We start from the raw sequence: 22,126 nt of genomic DNA, 5'->3' as shown, positions 1-22,126 counted from the left end.
TGGTCGTCCGGATGGTCGCCGGGATGGTCAGAGGGTGAGCGGGCGGCCGAGGGCGCCGCTCGCGGCTGACACCACCTCGTGGGCCACCGCGACATCGAGGAGGGCCATTCCGAAGGGGTTGCTCACCACGATGTCCTCCGCTGAACGGCGGCCCGGGTGGACCCCGGCGAGCACCTCTCCGAGATGGCCGTCCACCCTGCGGATCCCCGCCTTCGCTTGGGCGTCGTGAAAGCGGGCCCCGTCGGGGGCGAGGAGCTCTCCTGAGCGGTACATCCTGCCCAGCAGGCGCCGTGAGTCCGCGGCGACCAGCCCCCAGTCGTCGACCAGGACGAGATCCGCCCGCCGGACCACCTCGGGCAGCAGGTCGTCCAGGGAGACGTGGGCGATCAGCGCTCCGGGCGCGAGCCAGTCGAAGGCGATATACCCGGACGTGGTGGTGGTGACCGGGACGACGAGCTGGGCGCCGGCCACGCACTCGCGCGGCCCGGCGGCCTCGACCACCTTCAGATCCGGATGGCCGGCGCGCAGGTCGTCGGCCAGCCGTCGGCACGCGGACGGGTCGAGGTCGAACAGGCGGACCTCCCGGAGATCGGGCAGCACGGCGGGAAGCAGCCTGAGGTGGGCGCGCGCGAGCGTCCCGCAACCGAGGACGGCCACGCGCGCGAGCCGGGGCACCCCGAGCCGGGCGGCCGTGACGGCGGTCACGGCCGCCGTCCGCATGGCGCTGATGTAGGCGGCCTCCAGCAGCGCCACCGGGCGGGCCGTCTGCGGATCGAACAGCATGATCACACCCTGGGCCCGCGCCAGCCCCCGGGAGGGGTTGGACAGGCAGCCGTTGATGATCTTTATGCCGTAGGTCCAGCCGTCCTCGTCGTCCCGCAGCGCACCCGGCATGGCCAGGCAGCGGGCCGGGGCGCCGTCGGGGGCCGTCCAGGGGAGGTAGGCCTCTTCGGGAAGCGTGGTCTCCCCGCGAGTGTGGCGGACCAGGGCTCGGCCGACCACGGCGGGGAGATCCATGCCGCGGCAGGCATCCTCGACCTCGTGGCGGTTCAGGAACAGGATCTCGGTGCCGTCGTGGCCGGGCATGGGCAGCGACATGTCAGCTCTCCAGGGTGTCAGCTCTCCAGGAATGTCAGCTCTCCAGGGCGAAACGCAGGCCGTCGATTCTGTAGCGGTCGAAGGCGTGCTTGACCGCGCTGTACACCCCGCTCGCGATGAGCCAGCCGTCGTCGTAGACGGTGGTGGCGTACTTCGCGCCGTGGTCGGCGGCGAGGCAGAGGGCGAGCCGCGGCGGGTCCGGCCCGCCCAGCTCCTCGACGCACGCTGTCAGCACGGAGCCGCTCGACCCTCCCAGGGCGACGCCGGTGTCCTCCAGGAACATGCGGCACATGGCCAGCGCGGCCGGGTCCGGGACGGCGACCGCCCGGTCGTACGACGCCGGGCCGAGGAAGGACGACGGGCGGCCGGCGCCGATGCCGGGGACGAGGCGTGCCGACGGCGAGCTCGGCCCGGCGGGATGGGCCCCCGCCCCCGCCGCCGCGGATGACGCCGTCGCCGCCGATGACGCCGGGAACGACGTCGCCGCCGATGATTGGGCGTCCACGGCGACGAGCCTGATCGGCCGGCCGAGCGGCCGGATGTGGGCGGAGATCCCGGCGAGCGTTCCGCCGGTCGACACGGCCACGTAGACGGCGTCGAGCTCCGGCCCGCCCTGCGCGGTGATCTCGGGGCCGGTCGTCCGCTGGTGCACGAGCGGGTTGAACGGGCTGGCGTACTGATCGGGCCAGCGGTAATGGGGATGCGCGGCGCACAGCCCTCGCACGACGCGGAGCCGGCTCAGCAGGTAGCCGCCGTGCCCGTCCGGCTCGTCGACCAGGTGCAGCTCGGCTCCCGCCGCCCGCAGCAGCCGGCGGCTCTCCTCCGGAGTCTTGGGGTCGATCACCGCGATGAACCGGCAGCCCGCCGCGGTCAGAAATCGTGCCAGCGCGATGCCGAGGTTGCCGGACGTCGACTCGATGACCGTCGTGCCCGGCCGCAGCGGCTCCGCCGCGTGCATGGCCCGCAGCAGCCCCGCCGCGGTCCGGTCCTTGACCGAGCCGCTCGGGTTGGCCCACTCCCGTTTGAGGAGGACGCGGTGTTCGCGGCCGTGGAAGGCGACGGTGACCTCCGATACGGGAGTGCCGCCTATCGCGTCCCAGTCCGGTAGCACGCTCAGCAGCATCGGACGGCGCCGGACCCGCGCGGAAGGGGTATGGCGACTACTCGCCACTTCCCTTGTCCGGCGGAGTCGGGCGGCTGAACATGACCGGCATGGCTGACCTATCGCGCGGTCTCGTCCGCCCATCCCAGACGCCGGAGCCCGTCGCCATCGTGGGCTTGGCGGGGCGCTTCCCGGGCGCGCGGAACGCCGACGAGTTCTGGCAGAACCTCCTGGACGGCGTGGAGTCCATCGCGTTCTTCGACGAGGACGCGCTGCGCGCCGGCGGCGTTCCCGAGAAGGATCTCCGGGACCCCAACTACGTGCGGGCCGCGCCGGTCATCGAGGACTTCGACCGGTTCGACGCCGAGTTCTTCGGCGTCAGCGCGCGCGAGGCGCAGATCCTCGACCCCCAGTTCCGGCTGTTCCTGGAGACGTGCGGTACGGCGCTGCAGCACGCGGGCCTCGACCCGCGGCGGTTCGGCGGCCGCGTCGGGGTGTACGCGGGCTCCCGGCACAACGCCTATCTGGAGGACAACGTCACACGGAACGCCGCGGTGTGGCGGGCCACGGGTGTCCTGATGGCCATCATCAACAACCACACGGACTATCTGTCCACCGGAGTGGCCTACCGCCTGGGCCTGACCGGACCCGCGATCAGCATGGTCACCGCGTGCTCCACGTCGCTGGTCGCCATTCACACCGCGGTCCGCGCGCTGCGCGCGGGGGAGTGCGACGCCGCCCTCGCCGGCGGGGTCGAGCTGGCGCTGCCCATGATCAGCGGCTACACGTACTCGGAGGGCGGCATCTTCTCGCCCGACGGGCACGTGCGGACCTTCGACGCCAGGGCCCGCGGCACGGTGTTCGGCAGCGGAGCCGGGGCGATCGTGCTCAAGCGGCTGGCCGACGCGCTCGCCGACCGTGACACGATCCACGCGGTCATCCGTGGCTCGGCCGTGAACAACGACGGTGGGGACAAGCTCGCCTTCGCCGCGCCTAGCAAGAACGGTCAGGTGGCCGTGGTCGGCGCGGCGCTTCGGGACGCCGGTGTGGACCCGGCCGGCATCGGCTACGTGGAGGCGCACGGCACCGGCACCGCCGTCGGCGATCCGATCGAGGTCGGCGCGCTGGCCGAGGCGTTCGGCCCCCGCCCGGAGCACGCGCCGCGCTGCGCCATCTCCTCGGTGAAGTCCAACGTGGGTCACCTGGGCGCCGCCGCCGGCGTGGCCGGGCTCATCAAGGCGGTCTACTGCCTGAAGGAGGGCCTGCTGCCGCCGGCCATCAACTTCAACGAGCCCAACCCCCGCATCGACTTCGACAGCAGCCCGTTCCACGTGCCGACGACCCTGATGAGCTGGGATCCCGGCGCGGGGAGCCGCCTCGCTTCCGTCAGCTCCTTCGGCATCGGCGGCACCAACGCCCACGTAATCCTGGAGCAGGCCCCGGCGCCCGCCCCCACCCGGCCGGTCCGCCGGCCGTACCAGCTCCTGACCGTGTCGGCGCGGACCGAGGAGGCGCTCGACGAGGCGGCCGAACAGCTCGGCGCGCATCTGGCCGAGCGGTCCGAGCCGCCGGAAGAGCTGGCCGACATCGCCTCCACGCTGTCGCGCGGCCGGGCCGCGCTGCGGGTCCGGCGCTTCGCCGTGGCCGCCGACCACGCGGAGGCGGCCCGGGGCCTCGGCTCGGGGGCGCCGGCGGTGAGCGGCGACCGGACCGTGACGTTCCTGTTCCCCGGCCAGGGGGCGCAGCACCCCGGGATGGCGCGGGACCTCTACGACGCCGAGCCGGTGTTCCGCCAGGTGATCGACGACTGCGCGGCGACCCTGCGCGACTCCCACGGCCTGGACCTGCACGGCCTGCTCTTCGACTCCGGTGAGGACGCGGCGCGGCGGCTCGGCCGGACCGCCAACACCCAGCCCGCGCTGTTCGCGGTCGAGTACGCCCTGGCCCGGCTGCTGCGGTCCTACGGCCTGGAACCGGCCGCGATGGCTGGGCACAGCATCGGCGAGTACGTCGCCGCCGCCCTGGCCGGGGTCTTCGACCCCGACGACGCGCTCCGCCTGGTCGCCGAGCGCGGCGCGCTGATGCAGTCGCTCGACGAGGGGGCGATGGCCGCGGTCACCCTGCCCGAGGAGCTGCTCTGGCCGATACTGGGCGACGCGGCCGACATCGCCGCCGTCAACGCCCCAGGGGTGTGCGTGATCTCCGGCACCCATGAGGCCGTCGCGGACGTGACGGAGGCCCTCGCCGTGGAGGGAGTCGTCGCGCGGCCGCTTCACACCTCCCACGCCTTCCACTCCCGCATGATGGATCCGATCCTCGACCGCTTCCGTGAGCGGGTCGCCGAGGTGAAGCTGTCCCCTCCCGCCATTCCGTACGTGTCGAACGTGACCGGCACGTGGGTCGGCGACGCCGAGGCCACCGATCCGGACTACTGGGTGCGCCACCTGCGCGGCTGCGTCCGCTTCTCCGACTCGCTGCGGCTCCTGACGACCGACGGCGACCGGGCGCTCGTCGAGGTCGGGCCGGGCCGTACGCTGAGCGCCCTGGTGGCCGCGCACAGCCAGGAGGCCGTCGTGGTCACGGCCATGCGCCATCCCCAGCAGGACCGCGACGACGTCAGGGTGGCGCTGGAGGCCGTGGGCCAGGTGTGGGCGGCGGGCGCGCCGGTGGACTGGGACGCCTTCTGGTCCGCCGAGGAGCGCCGCACGGTCCCGCTGCCGACCTACCCCTACCAGCGCCGGCGCTACTGGGTCGACCCGGACGAGGAGGCCGCGGCCACCCCGGCCGGCGTCGGCACCTTCACCGGCCCCTTCACCGTGCCCGTGTGGCGGGAGACGCCGCCGCCGTCGGCAGGCTCGGTAGACCCGGACGTCCCCTGGGTCGTCTTCGCCCCGGATGCCGATCCGGCGGCGGCGGAGTTCGCCCGGCTGGCCCGCGCCGCCGGTGCCGACGTGCTGGTCGCCGGGGCCCTCGATGACCAGACTGAGGTGTTCGGCCGCCTGGCCGCGCGAGCCCCCGAGCGGGTGCGCGTCGTCCACGCGCTGGCCGCGGCCCCGCGTCCCGGCGACGTCTCCGAGGCCGATCACGCCGCCCGCTGGCTGGACTTGGGATTCCACAGCGCGCTCACCGCGCTCCAGACGGCGGCGCGGCTGCTGCCGGGAACCGCGGTGGACCTGGTCGTCGTGACCCGCGACATGCAGGACGTGACCGGCGACGGCGCGGTGGAGCCGGCCAAGGCCGCCGTGCTCGGCCTGGTCAAGCTGGCCCCCAAGGAGTTCGACGCGGTGACCTGCCGGAGCGTGGACTTCGGCGCCGCGCCGCCGTCCACGGCCGCCGCCCAGCTGCTGGCCGAGGTGACGGGGAACGCGGCCGAGGAGCAGGTGGCCTACCGGGGGCGCAAGCGCTGGGTGTGGAGCTTCGCGGGCGTGGAGCTGTCCGGCCCCGGCGGCGTGCCGTCCCTCCTCAAGGAGCGCGGCGTCTATGTCGTCACCGGCGGCCTGGGCGGACTCGGCCTGCTGGTGGCCGGGCAGCTCGCCTCCCTCGTCTCGGCCCGGCTGGTGCTGGTGGGCCGTACCGGCCTGCCGCCCCGGGAGGAGTGGCCGGCGATCCTGGACGGCGCGGACGAGAAGGACAGAGTGGCCGCGCGGATCCGGGGCGTGCTCGACGTCGAGGCGGCGGGGGGCGAGGTTCTCGCCGTCTCCGGCGACGTCACCGACGAGGCGTCGATGGACGCGGTCAAGCGGGCGGCGGGAGAGCGGTTCGGGCCTGTCGACGGGGTGTTCCACCTGGCCGCCGTGGCCGGAGGCGGCATGCTGGAGACGCGGTCCCGCGCCGACGCCGCCCGGGTCCTCGCCCCGAAGGTGCTGGGCGCCTACGTCGTGGAGCGGGTCTTCGAGCCGGAGCTCCTCGTGCTCTACTCCTCGATCGCGGCGGTCTCCGGCGACTTCGGCCTCGGCGACTACGCCGGCGCCAACGCCGTGCTGGACGCCTTCGCCCAGTCCCGATGGGCGCGGGGGCGGCACACCGTGTCGGTCAACTGGCCGCCCTTCGCCGAGGCCGGGATGGCGTTCGAGATCGACGCGCCCTCGATCCTGGGCAGCCTGCGCAAGGACGAGGGGGAGCCCGGCGCCGCGACGCCGGTGGCCCACCCGCTGCTGCGCGACCGGCGAGACGTCGCGGACGGCTCGATCCGGTTCGAGCTCGAATTCACCCCCGATGTGTGGGTGCTCGACGAGCATCGCCTGGCCGGCGTCCCCACGATGCCGGGCACCGGGATCGTCGAGCTCGTCCGTGCCGCGTTCGCCGAGGTGACCGGGCAGCCGAGGGCGCGCATCGGCAAGCTGCTCTTCCTCGCGCCGCTGATGGTCGCCGAGGGCCTGGTGGTACGGCTCACGCTGACGCCCGCCGGGCGGGGCTACGACGTGGCGATCACCGGCAGCGACGGCGTGGAGTACTCGCGCGGACACGTGGAGGATGCCCCTGAGGGCGCTCCCGCCGTCCACGACCTCGCCGCGCTCCGGGACCGGTGCCCGGACGACACCACCCCCGGGTTCGAGGGGCTGATCGGCGAGCTCCGGTTCGGCCCGCGCTGGCACATCGTGAGCGCGCGGCACTCCGGGGGGCCGCTGGAGCTGATCGACGTGCGCCTGCCCGAGGAGTACGCCGCGGACCTCGCCGGCTACTACCTGCACCCGTCGGTGCTGGACGCCTGCGTCGCCGTTGGCCAGAACGTCGCCGGGGACGGCTCCTACCTGCCGTTCGGCTACGACACCATCACCGTCCACGGGCCGCTGCCGGCGCGTGTCACGAGCGTGCTGCGCCACCTGGACGACACCACGGGCGACGTGACCACCGCGGACATCAGCGTGGTGGACGAGAGCGGTCGCGAGCTGGTGACCGTTGAGGGGTTCTCGCTCCTTCGGGTGGACGGAAGGACCGGCGTGTCGGCCGCGGAGGCGGCCGGCCAGACCGTCGGCCAGGCGGCGGTCGCCCGGCCCCCGGCCGTGGATCCCTCCGTGTCGGAGGACGGCGTCCGCAACGCGGAGGCCGCGGAGACGCTGCGCCTCGTCCTGGCCTCCGGGTTCGGACCGCAGCTGATCTGGTGCCCCGAAGGGCTGGGCGAGCGGCTGCGCCGTACGGCCAGGGTCACCAGGGCCGCGCTCGCCGAGAAGCTCACCGCGGACACGGCCGGCGGGGGAGGCACGCGCGACCTCGACACGCCGTACGTGGAACCCGGCACCGAGCCGGAGCGGGCGCTGGCCGTCCTGTGGACCGAGGCGCTCGGGATCGACCAGGTCGGCGCGGAGGACGACTTCTTCGACCTCGGCGGCAACTCCCTGGTAGCGGTGCAACTGGTCGCCCGCATCACCCAGCGGTTCCGGAGCGACGTCTCCGTGGCCCGGCTGTTCGACACGCGGACCGTCCGCGGCCTCGCCACGGCGATAGAGGAGGACCTCCTGGCCAAGGTGGCCGCCATGTCGGACGAAGAGGCGATCGAGGCCCTGAAGGTACTCGAAGGGGAATGATGTTCGAGGACGACGACGACCGCCAGTACAGCGTGGTGGTCAACGACGAGGAGCAGTACTCTCTCTGGCCCGCCGACCGGGAGGCCCCGGCCGGCTGGCGCGAGGCCGGGATGCGGGGGACCAAGGCCGAGTGCCTGTCGCACATTACCGAGGTGTGGCAGGACATGCGGCCGAGGAGCCTGCGCGAGCGGATGGAAGGCCCGTGAGCCAGCCCGCGAGGCACCGGGTCGGAGTGCTCCTGGAGCAGCGGAACCTCTCGCCGGCGGAGACGCTCGCGCGGGCCGGTCTCGCCGACGAGCTGGGCGTGGACTCGCAGTGGCTGGTGCAGCTGCCCAACCAGCGGGACAGCGTGGTCCTGCTGGCCGCCATGGCGGCGCGGACCGGGCGGTCGGGCATCGGCAGCGCGATACTCCCGCTGTACTCCAGGCCGCCGGTGGTGATGGCGCACACCGCGCTCACCCTCGACGAGCTGTCCGGCGGGCGCTTCACGCTGGGCCTCGGCCTCGGCCACCGCGGCGTCGGCGAGTGGATGGTGGGAGCCGGCACGACACCGCCCGCCGTGGCCGGCACGCGGGAGTACCTCCAGATCACCACCTCCCTCATCCGCGACGGAGAGGTGAGCCACGACGGCAAGTGGTTCAGCGGGCACGCGTCCTACACCGGGCCACGCCGCGACGGCCTGGCCGTACACGTGGGGGCCTTCGGCCCGAAGCTCCTGGAGCTGGCCGGAGAGCTGGCCGACGGCGCGATCCTGTGGATGTGCACGCCCGGATACGTCCGGGAGCACGCCGTCCCCGCGCTGCGAAGGGGGCTGGGACGCCGCGCCGACGGCCGCTACCCGGGCGGCGCCGGATTCGAGGTGGCCGTCGTCCTCAACGCGGCCGTCACCCCCGAGCCCGAGGCCGACAGGGCCGGATTCCACCGCTATCTGTCGGCCTACCTCCGGGTGCCGACCTACCGGCGGCTGTTCACCGCCAGCGGGTTCGGCGCGCAGGTCGGCGCCGGGCGGCCCGACGACGAGATGGTCCGGGCGCTCACCGCGATCGGCGCGGCCGAGAACCTGCGTTCCAGGATGGACGACTACGCCGCCGCCGGGGCGACCCGGATGCTGATCTCGCCGACGGTCAGCGCCCACTTCGACACAGACCGGTTCGCCGGCACCTTGCGAGGAGGACTCGGGTGACCAGCCCCTGGGTGGCCCGGCTCGGCCCGGTCGCGGACCCCCGCGTGCGGGTGGTGTGCGTTCCCCAGGCCGGCGGCGGCACCGCCACCTTCCGGCCGCTCTCCGGCGAGCTTCCCCGCGACATCGACCTGCTCGCCCTCCGGCTGCCCGGCCGGGAGACCCGGCGGCGGGAGGCGCCGCTCCGGCGGATGGACGATCTCGTCGACACCCTGCTCCTGGAGCTCGACCGTTACAAGGACCTGCCGCTGGCCCTCTTCGGGTACTGCTCCGGCGCCTACCTCATGATCGAGCTCGCCCGCGCGATGGTCCGCACGGGCCGCCCGGCGCCCGCCAGGCTGTTCGCCTGCGGCGCGTGCGGGCCCGCGACCGTGGACCGGGGGCGCGGTGTCCACGCCATGCCGGACGCCGAGTTCAAGGACTATCTGGGCCAGTTCAACGTCACGCCGCCCGCCATCCTCGGCGACCCGGCCCTGTTCGGCATGTTCGAGCCGGCGATCAGGGCCGACTTCGAGGTCTTCGAGACCGCGCCGTTCGCACCGGGGCCGCCGCTGGACGTGCCCGTCACGGCGATCGCCGGGCGGGACGACGCCGGCGTGCCGTTCGAGGAGGTGCTGGAGTGGCGGGAGCACACCTCCCGCGCCTTCACGCTGCGGGTCCTCCCGGGAAGCCACGACTTCTTCACCGCGAACCTGCGGGCGCTCGGCGCCGCCATGGCCAGTGATCTCAAGTGTGATCTCAAGGAGGGGTGACGATGGGCGGACCAGCCGGAGCCGGCGACCTGTCTCCGGCCAAGCGGGCGCTACTGGCCCGCCTGCGCGGCGGTGGCGCGAAGGAGGCGGATCCGATCCCGCCGCTCGCCGGGGACGGTCCGTTTTCGCTGTCTTACGCGCAGGAGCGCGTCTGGTTCACCGATCGGCTCGCCCCCTCCGGCATGCCGCTGTTCCACCTGGTCATGGCCGCCCGCTGCCCGTTCGACGTCGACGCCGCCTTCATCGAGGAACGGCTGGCCGGCGTCGTGCCCCGATACGACGCGCTGCGCGCCTCGATCGGCACCGAGGGCGGCGAGCCCCGGCTGCGCGTCGCCCGTTCGGTGCCCATCGAGGTCCCGGTCACCGACCTGTCGGACCGCACGGCGGTCACCGACGCCGAGATCGCCGCGCTGGCCCGGGACGCGGCCCTGGAGATCGCCAAGCGTCCCTACGACCTCACGCGGGCCCCGCTGTGGCGGGTCGAGCTCGTACGGCTGCCGCGCGGCGAGCCCATGCTGGTCCTCGCCGCCCACCACCTCGTGCTGGACGGCACCTCACTGGCGCTCCTCGCCGCCGAGGTCGGCGGGATGTCCTCGCCTCCGGCGCCGGTGGGTTTCGCGGACTTCGCCGCCTGGCAGCGGGCCCAGGTCGAAGGCGGTGCGTTCGCGGAGGAGCTCGCCTACTGGACCGAGCGCCTCACCGATCTCCCGCCGCCGCTGGAACTGCCCGCCGACAGGTCCCGCACCGGCGAGCCGACGCTGCGCGGCGCGACCGTCAGCGCCGTCGTCCCGGACTCGGTCGTCGCCCGGCTTCGTGACGTGTCCCGTGCTGAGGGCGCCACGCCGTACATCACCATGCTCGCCGGGTTCAAGACCCTCCTGCACCGCTGGACGGGCGAGCGGGACATCGTCGTCGGCGCCTCCGTCTCCGGCCGGACCCGGCCCGAGCTGCGGTTCCTTCTCGGCATGTTCGTGAACATGGTGGTCCTGCGCACGCCTCTCGGCGGCCGCCCGACCTTCCGCGAGGTGCTGGCCCGGACCCGGCGCACCGCCTCTGACGCGTTCGGCCGCCAGAACGTCCCCTACGAGCGGCTCGTGCGCGAGCTGCGCGGGCCGGGCCGGGGCGGGGCGACGGCCCCGCCGGTCACCGTGTGCTTCAACATGCCGGCTCAGGACCTGGTCCTGCCGGTCACGCCCGTCGACCTGCCCATCGCCCCGGAGGGGTCCCAGTTCGACCTGACCGTACACGTCATGCCGGAGGCGGGAGAGGGGCTCCGGGTCCAGTTCGAGTACTCGGCCGACCTGTTCGAGGAGGCCACCGCCCGGCGCCTGCTCGGCCAGTACCTCGTCCTCCTGGAGGGCCTGGTCAGCGCGCCCGACGCCCCCGTGGCCCGCGCGCGCCTGCTCCGTCCCGCGGAGCGGGCGGCGCTGCTCGGCATGGCGGACGGAAGCGCCGCCGGCGTAAGCCCAGCGGATGGGAGTGTGGCCGGCTTAAGCGCGGCGGATGGGATCGCGGGGGAGGCGGGGGACGGGGGCCTGCCGGCGACGCTTCCCGAGCTGGTCCTCGCCCAGGCGGCCGCCACCCCCGAGGCCGTGGCGGTCGCCGGCCACGGGGGCACGGTCACCTACGCGGAGCTGGTCAGGCGGGCCGACGCCCTCGCGGCCTGGCTTCGCGCGCGAGGGGTGCGCGCGGGCGATCCCGTCGGCGTACGGCTCGCCCGGGGGCCCGACCTCCCGGCGGCGGTGCTCGCGATCTGGCGCAGCGGCGCCGTCTACGTGCCCCTTGATCCCGGCTTGCCGCCCGCCCGTGCCGACGCGATCGCCGCCGACGTCGGCGCGCGGCTCGTGCTCGACCCGGACACGATCGAGGCGGCGCCGGTCTCCGGCGCGCGCCCCGCCGATCGCGTCCACCCCGCCGATCCCGTCGACCCCGCTGATCCCGTCCATCAGGCTCATCCCCTCACGGCCGATCCCGGAGGTCCGGCGTACATCATCTACACGTCGGGCTCGACGGGCCGGCCCAAGGGCGCCGTCGTCACCCACGCCGGCATCGCCAACCGGGTGCGGTGGGCCGTGCGGCGGTACGGCTTCGCGCCCGATGACCGGATGCTGCACAAGACGCGGATCAGCTTCGACGCCCACGTCTGGGAGCTCTTCGCGCCTCTGGTCGGCGGCGGAGCGGTGGTGATGGCGCCTCCCGGCGTGGAGGAGGATCCGGCGGCCATGCTCCGGGCGGTCGCCGCGGAGCGCGTCACCGTGCTCCAGGTCGTCCCGTCCGTGCTCCGGCTGCTGGCCGAGGCCGGTCCCGAGTGGGCCGGCTGCGGCCGGCTGCGCCTGCTGTTCTCGGCGGGGGAGCCGCTGCACGCCGAGCTGTGCGGGCGCGTCCGCGCGCTCCACCCCGGACTCCAGGCAGGCCTCCAGATCGTCAACACCTACGGCCCGACCGAATGCGCGATCGACGTGACCGCCCACGACGCCGATCCGGCGCAGGAGGGCGGTCAGATCCCCATCGGCCGGCCGATCGACGGCATCCGCGCCCACGTGCTCGACGGGGAGGGCGAGCCGGTGCCCGACGGCGTGCCGGGAGAGCTGTACGTCGGCGGCGTCGGCGTCGGCCTCGGCTACCACGGCCGCCCCGCTCTGACCGCGGAGGCGTTCCTTCCCGACCCGTTCGGGCCGCCCGGCTCGCGTCTCTACCGGACCGGAGACCGCGCCCGCAGGCGCCCCGACGGCACGCTGGAGTTCCTCGGCCGCCGCGACCGGCAGGTCAAGGTCAACGGTGTCCGCGTCGAGCCGGGTGAGGTCGAGAGCGCGCTCGCCGCCCACCCTGGCGTCAGGGGAGCCGCCGTCGTCGCGGCCCCTGACGGTAACGGCGCCACCCGGCTGGTCGCGTACGTCACGGGCGAGGCCGCCCAGGACGAGCTCCGGGCCCACCTCCGCGAGCGCCTGCCCGCGCCGATGGTGCCCGCGTTCATCGTCCGGCTGGACGCCCTGCCGCTCAACGCCAGCGGCAAGGTGGACAGGGCCGCCCTCGACGCGCTGGCCGCCCCCGACGCCGCCCCCGGCTCCTCCGCCGCCCCCGGCTCCTCCGCCGCGCCGGGCTCCTACACCGCGCCCCGGACCACGGCCGAACAGGTGGTCGCCGGGATCTGGTGCGAGATCCTCGGGGTGGACCGGGTGGGGACGACGGACGACTTCTTCGCGGTCGGCGGCCACTCGTTGCTGGTCACCCGCCTGGCGGGCCGGCTGCGCGAGCGGTTCGGCACGGACGTCGCCCTGCGCGAGCTGCTCACGGCCACCACGGTCGCCGAGCAGGCCCGCCTGGTGGCCAGGTCACGGGAGATCTCGCCGATCACCCGAATGCCCGGGGACGGGCCGATGCCGCTGTCCTCCGGCCAGCGCCGCCTGTGGTTCCTCGACCGCCTGGATCCGGGAAGCTCGCAGTACGTCCTGCCCCACGTAACCCGGCTGAGGGGGACGGTCGACCCGCGCGCGCTGCCCGAGGCGCTCACCAGGGTGGTCGCGCGCCACGCGATCCTGCGCACCCGCTACGTCGTGGTGGACGGCGAGCCGGCGCAGGTCGTCGATCCTCCCGGCGACGTGGACCTGCCTGTGGCAGACGCGACGCCCGCCACTGTGGAGAAGGCGGTGGCCGCCGAGATCAACCGCCCGTTCGACCTCTCGGCGGGTCCCGTGCTCCGGGCCCTGCTGCTGCGTCTCGCACACGACGACCACGTGCTCGTCCTGTCCGTTCACCACATCGCCGCCGACGGGTGGTCGATGGAGATCCTCTGCCGTGACCTGTGGGACGCGTACGCGGGCGCCGATCTCCCCGCTCCGGAGGTGCGCTACGGCGACTACGCCGCGTGGGAGCAGGCCCGCCTCGGCACTCCGGAGATCGCGGAGCAGCTGGCCTACTGGCAGGACCGGCTGACGGGGGCCGTGCCGACGGAGCTGCCCGCCGACCGGCCGCGCCCCCGGACCTGGAGCGGCCGTGGCGCCATCCGGACCTTCACCGTGCCCACCGAGCTCGTCGCGCGGCTGGTACGGCTCGGCCGGGACGCGGGCGCCACGCCGTTCATGACGTTCCTCGCCGCGTTCAAGGTGTTGCTCGCCCGCTACACCGGAGGCGGCGACCTCGTCATCGGCACCCCGGTGGCGGGGCGCACCCACCCCGCGACCGAGGAGCTCGTCGGCTTCTTCGTCAACACGCTGGTGCTCCGCACCGACGTTTCGGGGGACCCCGCGTTCGGGGAGCTGCTGCGCCGGGTGCGCGGCGTGTGCCTCGACGCGTACGGCCGGCAGGACCTGCCGTTCGAGCGCCTGGTGGAGGTGCTGCAGCCCGGCCGTGACACCTCCAGGAACCCGCTGTTCCAGCTCATGTTCGAGTTCGGCCCGGGCCAGGCGGGACAGATGGGCGGGGTGGGCCAGGCCCCGGGCGCGGACGCCGCCGTGCCGGGGGTGGAGGCGATGGGGGAGGAGATGCCGTGGCGCACGGCGAAGTTCGACCTCACCCTGGGGCTCGCCGAGCGGGCCGGCGGCTCCCTGCTCGGCTATGTGGAGTACGCCACGGACATAGTGGACGAGGCCACCGTCGATCAGCTCATCGCGCACTACCTGCGCGTCCTGGAGGCGGTGGCCGCCGATCCGTCCGCGCCGCTGAGCCGGCTGGAGCTGCTGACCCCGGCCGAGCGGCGGCGGCTTCTCGAGGACCCGCCGACGCTGCCCGGCACGCCGCCGCCTTCCACCGAAGCCTGCGTTCACGAGGTTTTCGCGGCGATGGCGGCCGTCATGCCCGACGCGCCCGCCGTGGTCCAGGGCGGCCTCCGGCTGAGCTACGCCGAGCTCGACCGGCGCGCGAACGCCCTGGCGGCCCGGCTGCGCGGGCGCGGCGTGACGGCCGAGACACGCGTCGCGGTGTGCGCCCGGCGCGGCGCCGGAGTGGTCGTCGCCCTGCTGGCCATCCTGAAGGCCGGTGGCGTGTACGTGCCGATCGACCCGGAGGCCCCGGACGAGCGCCGCCGCTCGCTGCTCGCCGACGCCGGCGCCGCCGTGGTCCTCGGGGACGGTGACCTGGACGGCGACCTGGACGGCGACCTGGACGGATGGTCACCCGGCGTCGCCGGCGCGCCCGACCAGGCGACGACCTCCGGCAACCTCGCGTACGTCATCTACACGTCCGGGTCCACCGGGAAGCCCAAGGGCGTGATGATCGACCACCGGGCCTATCTGCACCACTGCCGGGCCATCGCCGAGGCGTACGGCATCCGCGAACGGGACCGGGTGGCGCTGCTCTCGTCCCTGGTCTTCGACGTGGCGATGGACCAGATGATGGCCACCCTGCTCGCGGGCGCGACAGTGGTCGTGGCGGAGCCGGGGCTGAACGAGCCCGCCGAGCTCCTCGGCTGGCTGGAGCGGGAGCGGATCACCCACATCGAGATCACTCCCGCGCACTATCGCGAGGTGATGGCCGTCGTCACGCCGGGCGACCCGCGCCTGGCCGCGCTGCGCCTGATGAACGTCGGCAGCGACGTCGTCACCTACGACGACGCGCGCCGCTGGTACGCCGCCGGGCTTCCCGGGGCCTTCCTGTGCAACTACGGGCCCACGGAGTGCACCGTCACGTGCACACTGCACCCGGTGGACCCGGCGGAGGCCGCCGCCCGCCGGCCGGAGCAGTCCATCCCGATCGGCCGCCCGGTCGCCGGCACCCGCGCCTACGTGCTCGACGGCTGGCTCAACCCGGTGCCGCCCGGAGTGCCGGGCGAGCTCTACCTGGGCGGCGTCCGGCTCGCCCGCGGCTACCTCGACCGGCCGGCGCTCACCGCCGAGCGGTTCGTGCCCGACCCGTTCGGCGCCGGCCCCGGAGGGCGCCTCTACCGGACGGGCGACCTCGTCCGCTATCGCGCCGACGGGGCCGTGGAGTTCCTCGGACGGCTCGACACCCAGGTCAAGATCCGGGGGTTCCGCATCGAACTGGGGGAGATCGAGGCGACGCTGGCGGCGCATCCCTGCGTCAGGGCCACGGCGGTGGTGGCCCACCGGGACGGCGGCGAGCCGGAGCTGGCCGCCTACGTGGTGCTCAAGGAGGAGATCGACCCGCACGCCCTGCGGGACCATCTCGCCGAGCGCCTGCCGGGTTACATGATCCCCGCCTACTGGACGGTCCTGGGCGAGCTGCCGCTCACCCCCAGCGCCAAGGTGGACCGGCGTGCCCTGCCCGCTCCGCGGCGGCTGCACGCGCGGTACGCGCCGCCGGCCACCCCCGCCGAGGAGCGGATCCGCGCGATCTGGGCGGAAGTGATCGGTTGCGACCCGGACGGCATCGGGCGGCACGACGACTTCTTCGCCGTCGGCGGCCACTCGCTCCGGGCCACCCGGGTGCACACCCGCATCCGGGAGCTGTTCGCGGTCGAGCTGCCCCTGCGGACGCTGTTCGACGCCACCACGGTCGAGACCCTGGCCGCCGCCGTGGCGCGGGCGGTCGAGGACGAGGTCGCGGCGCTGTCCGACGAGGAGGTCGCGGCGCTGCTGGCGGAGATGGGAGAGGGACAGTGACCGGGACCCTGGACGCCGCCCGCCGGACCCTCCTCGCGCGGCGGCTGCGGGGCGAGTCCCCCCGCGCCGACGGCATCCCTGCGGCCGACCCCGCCGCGCCGCTTCCGCTGTCCTTCGGGCAGCAGCGGATGTGGGTGCTGGACCAGCTCGCGCCCGGGAGCGCGGAGTACGTCGTCCCGGTCGTGCTGCGCCTGACCGGGCCGCTCGACCCGGCCGCCCTCCGGGGGGCCCTGACCGCCGTCGTCGCCCGCCACGAGGCCCTGCGAACCCGATACGTGATCGAGGACGGGGAGCCGGTCCAGGTGGTCGGTCCGCCCGCGGAGGTCCCGCTCCGGGTCGTCGAGGCGGCCGAGGACCACCTGCCCCGCCTCGTCGCCGAGGCCGTGGCGACCGGGTTCGACCTCGCCCGCGGTCCCGTCCTCAGGGCGGCGCTGGCCCGCCTCGGCGCCGGCGACCATGTGCCTCTCGACGCGCCTCCCCAAGCGCCCGACCATGTGCCTCCCCAAGCGCCCGTCCATGTGCTCGTCCTGACTTTCCACCACATCGCGTGCGACGGCTGGTCGGTCGACATCATCGGCCGCGAGCTCGCCCTCTGCTATGACGCCCTGGCCGCCGGGCGCGATCCGGAGCTTCCCCCGCCCGCTGTGCGGTACGCCGACTTCGCCACCTGGCAGCGGAGCCGGCTGTCCGGAGAGCCGCTGGAGCGGCGCCTGACGCACTGGAGAGCGGCGCTCGACGGGCTGGCGCCCCTCGAACTGCCCCTGGACCGGCCACGCGTCACTCCACGGGACCCGCGGGGTGGGCGGGTGTCGTTCGGCGTCCCGGCCGAGACCGGCGACGCCCTCACCCGCATCGGCCGGAGCCGCGACGCCACGCCGTACATGGTGCTGCTCGCGGCGTTCGCCGCGCTGCTGGCCCGGCTCTCCGGGCAGCGCGACCTGGCCGTCGGGACCCCCATGGCGGGCCGCCCGCTGTCCCAGGTGGAGAACACCGTCGGCTTCTTCGTCAACACGGTGGTCCTCCGCTGCGACCTGTCCGGTGATCCGAGCTTCACCGAGCTGGTCGGCAGGGTCAGGGAGGCCGTTCTGGCCGCCGCGGAACACCAGGACCTGCCGTTCGAACGGCTCGTCTCCGCACTCGACCTGGAGCGGGACCTGTCGAGGAACCCCCTGGTCGACGCGCTGTTCCTGGTGGAGGACGCGGCGGCGGCGCCGCCCCAGGCGATGGGGGGCGTCCTGGTGGAGGAGATCCCCGTCGACTCGCCCGCCGTCAAGACCGACCTGCTGCTCGGGCTGCGGCAGCTCGGAGACGGCTCCCTCTTCGGCGCGCTGGAGTACGCCACGGCGCTGTTCGACCGCGCCACCGCCGAACGGTGGGCCGGCTACTACCGGCACATCCTCGCCGCCGTGGCGGCCGACCCGGAGCTGCGGCTCGGCGAGCTTCCGGTGCCTCCGGCCGAGGAGATCGCCGCGTCGGCCGCCTGGAACGACACCGCCGCCGAGTTCCCCCATAGCACGCTTCCCGATCTGATCGAGGAGACCGTACGGCGCAGCCCCGGCGCCGTCGCGGTCACCACGGAGACGGAAGAGCTGACCTATGCCGAGCTCGACGCGCGGGCGAACAGGCTGGGCCACGAGCTGCTGGCGCGCGGCGTCCGCCGGGGCGACCTGGTGGCCGTCTGCCTCAAGAGGTCGGCCGACTTGGTCGTCACGTTGCTGGCGATCCTCAAGACCGGCGCGGCCTACCTGCCGGTGGATCCCGACCACCCCGCTTCACGGGTGGGCTACATCCTGGCCGACGCGCGAGTGGCCGCCGTCGTGAGCGTGTCCGCCCACGCCGAGGTCCTGCCCGGAGAGGGCGTGAAGACCGTGCCGGAGCCGGTGCCGGGGCCGGAAACGGCGCCCGAGACGGTGCCCGAGACCGCGCCCGAGACCGCGCCCGAGACCGCGCCCGAGACGGTGCTCCTGGACCGCGACGCCGCCTCCATCGTCCGCCGCCCGGCGACGGCCCCCTTGAGCGAGGAGGGCGGACGCCCGTCACCGGAGGACCTGGCCTACGTCATCTACACCTCCGGCTCCACCGGTCATCCCAAAGGGGTGATGATCCAGCACCGGGGCATCGTCAACCGCCTGCACTGGATGCGGAAGGAGTATGGGCTCACCCCCGGCGGGCGCGTCATCCAGAAGACGCCGTACACCTTCGACGTGTCGGTATGGGAGTTCTTCTGGCCGCTGATCGCCGGGGCCCGCCTCGTGGTCGCGCCGCCGGACCTGCACCTCGACCCTCCCGCGCTCTCCGCCTTCGTCGCCGGGCACGGGGTCACCCACCTGCATTTCGTGCCCTCGATGCTCGACGTCTTCCTCGACCTCGCGGACGGCTTCCCCGAGTGCGTGGAGAAGGTGTTCTGCAGCGGTGAGGCGCTGCGGCCGGTCACCGCCCGCCGCCTCCACGACCGCGCGCCCGGCGTTGAGCTGCACAACCTGTACGGCCCGACCGAGGCGAGCGTCGACGTGACCGCCTGCCCGGTGGGGCCGGACCCCGGCGACCCGGTGCCCATCGGACGGGCGATCGACAACATCGTCGTGCACGTGCTGGACGACGATCTGCGTCCCGCCGCGCTCGGCGTCGCGGGCGAGATCCACCTCGGCGGAGCCGGCCTGGCCGTGGGCTACGCCGGACGGCCCGCGCTCACCGCGGACCGTTTCGTGCCCGCTCCCGAGGGGCTGGGGCTGCCGCCCGGAGCGCGCCTCTACCGGACGGGCGACCTGGGCCGCCGCCGCTCCGACGGCCAGATCGAGTTTCTCGGCCGCGCCGACCACCAGGTGAAGCTGCGCGGCCTGCGGATCGAGCCAGGCGAGATCGAGGCGGTGCTGGGCGACCATCCCGGCGTCGCCGCAGCCGTGGTCACCGTCCACCGGCCGCCCGGCGCCGATCCTCAGCTCGTCGCCCATGTCGTCCCCGTGGACGCGCACGACCCCGGTGAGCTGCGCGCCTACCTGGCGGGCAGGCTGCCCGCCTACATGGTGCCCGCGCACTTCGTCATGCTGACCGCCCTGCCGTACACCACGAGCGGGAAGGTGGACCGCAAGGCGCTGCCCGCCCCCGCCGCGGAACCGGCGGACCCCGCGCGGACCCCGCCGAGGGGCCCCGTGGAGGAGGTGATCGCCGGCGTGTGGGCCGAGGTGCTCGACCTTCCCGGCGGCGACCTCGGCCGGGACGACGGGTTCTTCGAGCGAGGGGGCGACTCCATGCGGGCCGTCCGGGCCGTGGGGCGGCTTCGCGAGCGCGGCATCGAGGTGACCGTTCAGGACCTGTTCCGGCACCGCACCCCGATGGACCTCGCGTCGGTCGCCCGAGCGCCGTCGCGCCGCGCCGACGACCGCAGGGCCGAGCCGTTCTCCCTGATCTCCGATGCCGACCGGGACCTGCTCGCGGCCCGTGACGATCTCGTGGACGCCTACCCCCTCTCCCGGATCCAGGCCGGCATGCTCTTTGAGATGCTCGGCGACGGCGACGTGCGGCCGTATCACAACGTCACGTGCTACGCCGTCCGCGGGGAGGGCGCCTTCGACCCCGACGCGCTGCGCGCCGCCGCCCGGGCGGTCGTGGACCGGCACGAGGTCCTGCGCACCGGCTTCGACCTGACGTCGTACGGCGAGCCGATGCAGCTCGTCCACCGGCGGGCGGACCCCGACGTCGTGATCGACGACCTGCGCGGCATGCCGGAGGACGAGCAGCGGGACGCCGTCACCCGGGCCGCCGCCGCCGAGCGCCGGGTGCTGTTCGACCTGGAACGGCCCCCGCTGTGGCGCCTGCGGGTCGACGTGGTCGCCGACGACCAGTGGTGGCTGTCCGTGGTGGAATGCCACGCCATCCTGGACGGCTGGAGTCACAACTCGCTGCTGAGCGAGCTCATCGCGTGCTATCGGGAGGCGGCATCGGGCCTCCCCCCGGTCCAGCGCCCGCTTCCCGGTGTGCGCTTCGCGGACTTCGTGGCCGCCGAGGGGGAGTCGCTGCGGTCGCCGGAGAGCCGGGAGTTCTGGCGGAGCCGCCTGGCCGGGCGCCTCAGGTTCGCCGTGCCGTACGGCTGGGGCGGTCCGGACGATCGGATGGTCACCGTGCAGATCCCCCTCGGCGGCCACGCCGCGCTGAGGGCCCGGGCGGCCGCCGCCGGGGTGCCGGTGAAGACCGTCTTCCTGACCGCTTACCTCAAGACGCTGGCCGCGTTCGCCTCCGCTCCCCGCTTCTTCGCGGGCCTGGTCGTGAACGGCCGGCTGGAGACGCGCGGCGGGGACGAGATCGCCGGCATGCACCTCAACACGGTGCCGTTCGCCGTGCCGGACCTCCCCGCCACCGCCGGCTGGGATGAACTTCTGGCCGCCGTCTTCGCCGAGGAGACGGCGCTGCAGCCGCATCGCAGGTATCCGCTGACCGAGCTGCAGCGGGGCTCCACCGAGCCGCTGATCGAGGCCACCTTCAACTACCTCGACTTCTACACCGTCGACCAGAAGGCGGTGGACCTCGCTCAAACCGTGGACGACAGCCCCAACGAGTTCCCGCTCGTCGTGACCGTGGTCCCGGGCGCCGTGCAGGTGACCGTCCGGACGAGCCGGGTGGGGGAGGGGTGGGCGCGGGCCGTCGGGGAGACGTTCGCGGCGATCGCGGCGACCATGGCCGGCGCCCCGGCCGAAACCGTAACCAGCCCCCCGACCGCCCCCCCGACCGAGACCTTGGCCACGAGCATGGCCGAGGCCAGGACCGGAACCGTGGCCGCGAGCATGGCCGCGAGCATGGCCGCGAGCATGGCCGTGGCGGACCACGCCGCGCCGACGGCCGCCCGTCTGGCCGGGCTGTTGAAGGGCGACGCCGCAACCGCCGCCGGTACCGCACCGGCCACCGACGTGGAGCGCGCCGTCGCGGCCCTCTGGGCGGACCTTCTCGGCGTCGAACGGATCGGTCGCCACGACGACTTCCTCGCGCTGGGCGGCCACTCGCTGACGGCCATGCGGGCCTCCGCGCGGCTCGGCAGGGAGCACGGCATCGAGGTCTCGCCCCGGGAGATCCTGCGCCGCCGCACCGTCGCCGCCGTGGCGGCCGGGACCCTCCGGCGCTCCGAAGGCGGGTCGCTGGTCTGGCTGCGCGCGGACGGCCGCGGCAGGCCGCTCGTCGTCGTCCATCCGGGCGGCGGCGGCGTCCACTGGTACCGGGAGCTGGCCGACGCGATCGACGCGCCGGTCGCGGCTCTCCAGCATCCCGCCGTGGCCGACCCGGACCTGGCCGGCCTGACCGTCGAAGAGCTCTCGGGCCGCTACCTGGAGGAGATCGGCGCCGCCCTGCCCCGAGGAGACTGGGCGCTGCTCGGCTGGTGCGGCGGCTCGCCGGTCACCTGGGAGCTCGCCCGGCGCCGCGGCCCCGGCCACGGACCCGTGATCCTCCTGGACCCCGCGCTTGAGGGCATCGCCGGAGCCGCGACCAGCCCGCAGCTCCCCGTGCTGCGCCGGTGCGAGGAGCTTCTGGCACGGCTCGCCGCCGGGGACACCTCGGTGCGGGACGAGGCGGCGGCGCTGCTCCGGGCGGTGGTCGACGACGAACGGGCGCACGCGCTGATCGGCCAGGAGCCGGATCCCGGATGGGCCGCCACCGTGACCGTGTGGCGGCGCCTCGCCGAGACGCGGCTGGCCTACCGCTTCACACCGCTCGGCCGTCCGGTCCACCTGGTCGCCGGGGACGAGCTCGTGGAGGGCGATCACGTCGCCCTGAGCGCCCGGGACTACGACGACTACCTGAGCAGATGGCGGGCGCTCGCGCCGATCGAGGTGCGCCGGGTCTCCGGCGGCCATGTCGGCGTGCTGAGGCCGCCGCACGTGGCCGAGCTCGTGAAGATCATCCAATCCATCCCCGGAACGGCCTGA

Annotated in this window: 8 protein-coding genes; 6 read left to right on the top strand and 2 right to left on the bottom strand. The window is 74.4% G+C overall.

Annotation, left to right across the window (positions count from 1 at the left end):
* Positions 1–27: 27 nt before the first annotated feature.
* Both ABH927_RS22895 and ABH927_RS22890 read right to left on the bottom strand, forming a co-directional pair.
* A complete protein-coding gene (locus ABH927_RS22895) occupies positions 28–1,098 on the bottom strand; it encodes an ornithine cyclodeaminase family protein (RefSeq protein ID WP_370024315.1) in 1,071 nt (356 codons plus the stop codon).
* A gap of 34 nt (positions 1,099–1,132) precedes the next feature.
* Positions 1,133–2,209 (bottom strand): pyridoxal-phosphate dependent enzyme, encoded by a 1,077-nt coding sequence (locus tag ABH927_RS22890; RefSeq protein ID WP_370024314.1) that lies wholly within the window; start codon positions 2,207–2,209, stop codon positions 1,133–1,135.
* 101 nt (positions 2,210–2,310) lie between these two features.
* Between ABH927_RS22890 and ABH927_RS22885 the strand changes: the two genes are divergently transcribed.
* From ABH927_RS22885 to ABH927_RS22860, 6 genes are read left to right on the top strand one after another with little or no spacing between them, the layout of a single operon-like run.
* Positions 2,311–7,725, top strand: a complete 5,415-nt coding sequence (locus ABH927_RS22885; protein WP_370024313.1) for an SDR family oxidoreductase — start codon at positions 2,311–2,313, stop codon at positions 7,723–7,725.
* Positions 7,722–7,931, top strand: coding sequence for an MbtH family protein (locus tag ABH927_RS22880; protein ID WP_370024312.1), 210 nt, complete (start codon positions 7,722–7,724; stop codon positions 7,929–7,931). Before ABH927_RS22885 ends, ABH927_RS22880 begins: the two co-directional genes overlap by 4 nt.
* Positions 7,928–8,908, top strand: coding sequence for an LLM class flavin-dependent oxidoreductase (locus ABH927_RS22875; RefSeq protein ID WP_370024311.1), 981 nt, complete (start codon positions 7,928–7,930; stop codon positions 8,906–8,908). Before ABH927_RS22880 ends, ABH927_RS22875 begins: the two co-directional genes overlap by 4 nt.
* A complete protein-coding gene (locus ABH927_RS22870) occupies positions 8,905–9,657 on the top strand; it encodes a thioesterase II family protein (protein ID WP_370024310.1) in 753 nt (250 codons plus the stop codon). The genes ABH927_RS22875 and ABH927_RS22870 overlap by 4 nt, the downstream gene beginning before the upstream one ends.
* A gap of 2 nt (positions 9,658–9,659) precedes the next feature.
* Entirely contained in the window at positions 9,660–16,214 is a 6,555-nt protein-coding gene (locus ABH927_RS22865) for an amino acid adenylation domain-containing protein (RefSeq protein WP_370024309.1), read from the top strand.
* Positions 16,211–22,126: an amino acid adenylation domain-containing protein gene (locus ABH927_RS22860; RefSeq protein ID WP_370024308.1), complete on the top strand. Its 5,916-nt coding sequence runs from the start codon at positions 16,211–16,213 to the stop codon at positions 22,124–22,126. The genes ABH927_RS22865 and ABH927_RS22860 overlap by 4 nt, the downstream gene beginning before the upstream one ends.

This window comes from Planotetraspora sp. GP83, assembly GCF_041262585.1.
GTDB lineage: Bacteria > Actinomycetota > Actinomycetes > Streptosporangiales > Streptosporangiaceae > JAOEGB01.
The sequence above is the reverse complement of the archived record's forward strand: the minus strand, read 5'-3'. Positions and strand labels throughout refer to the sequence as shown.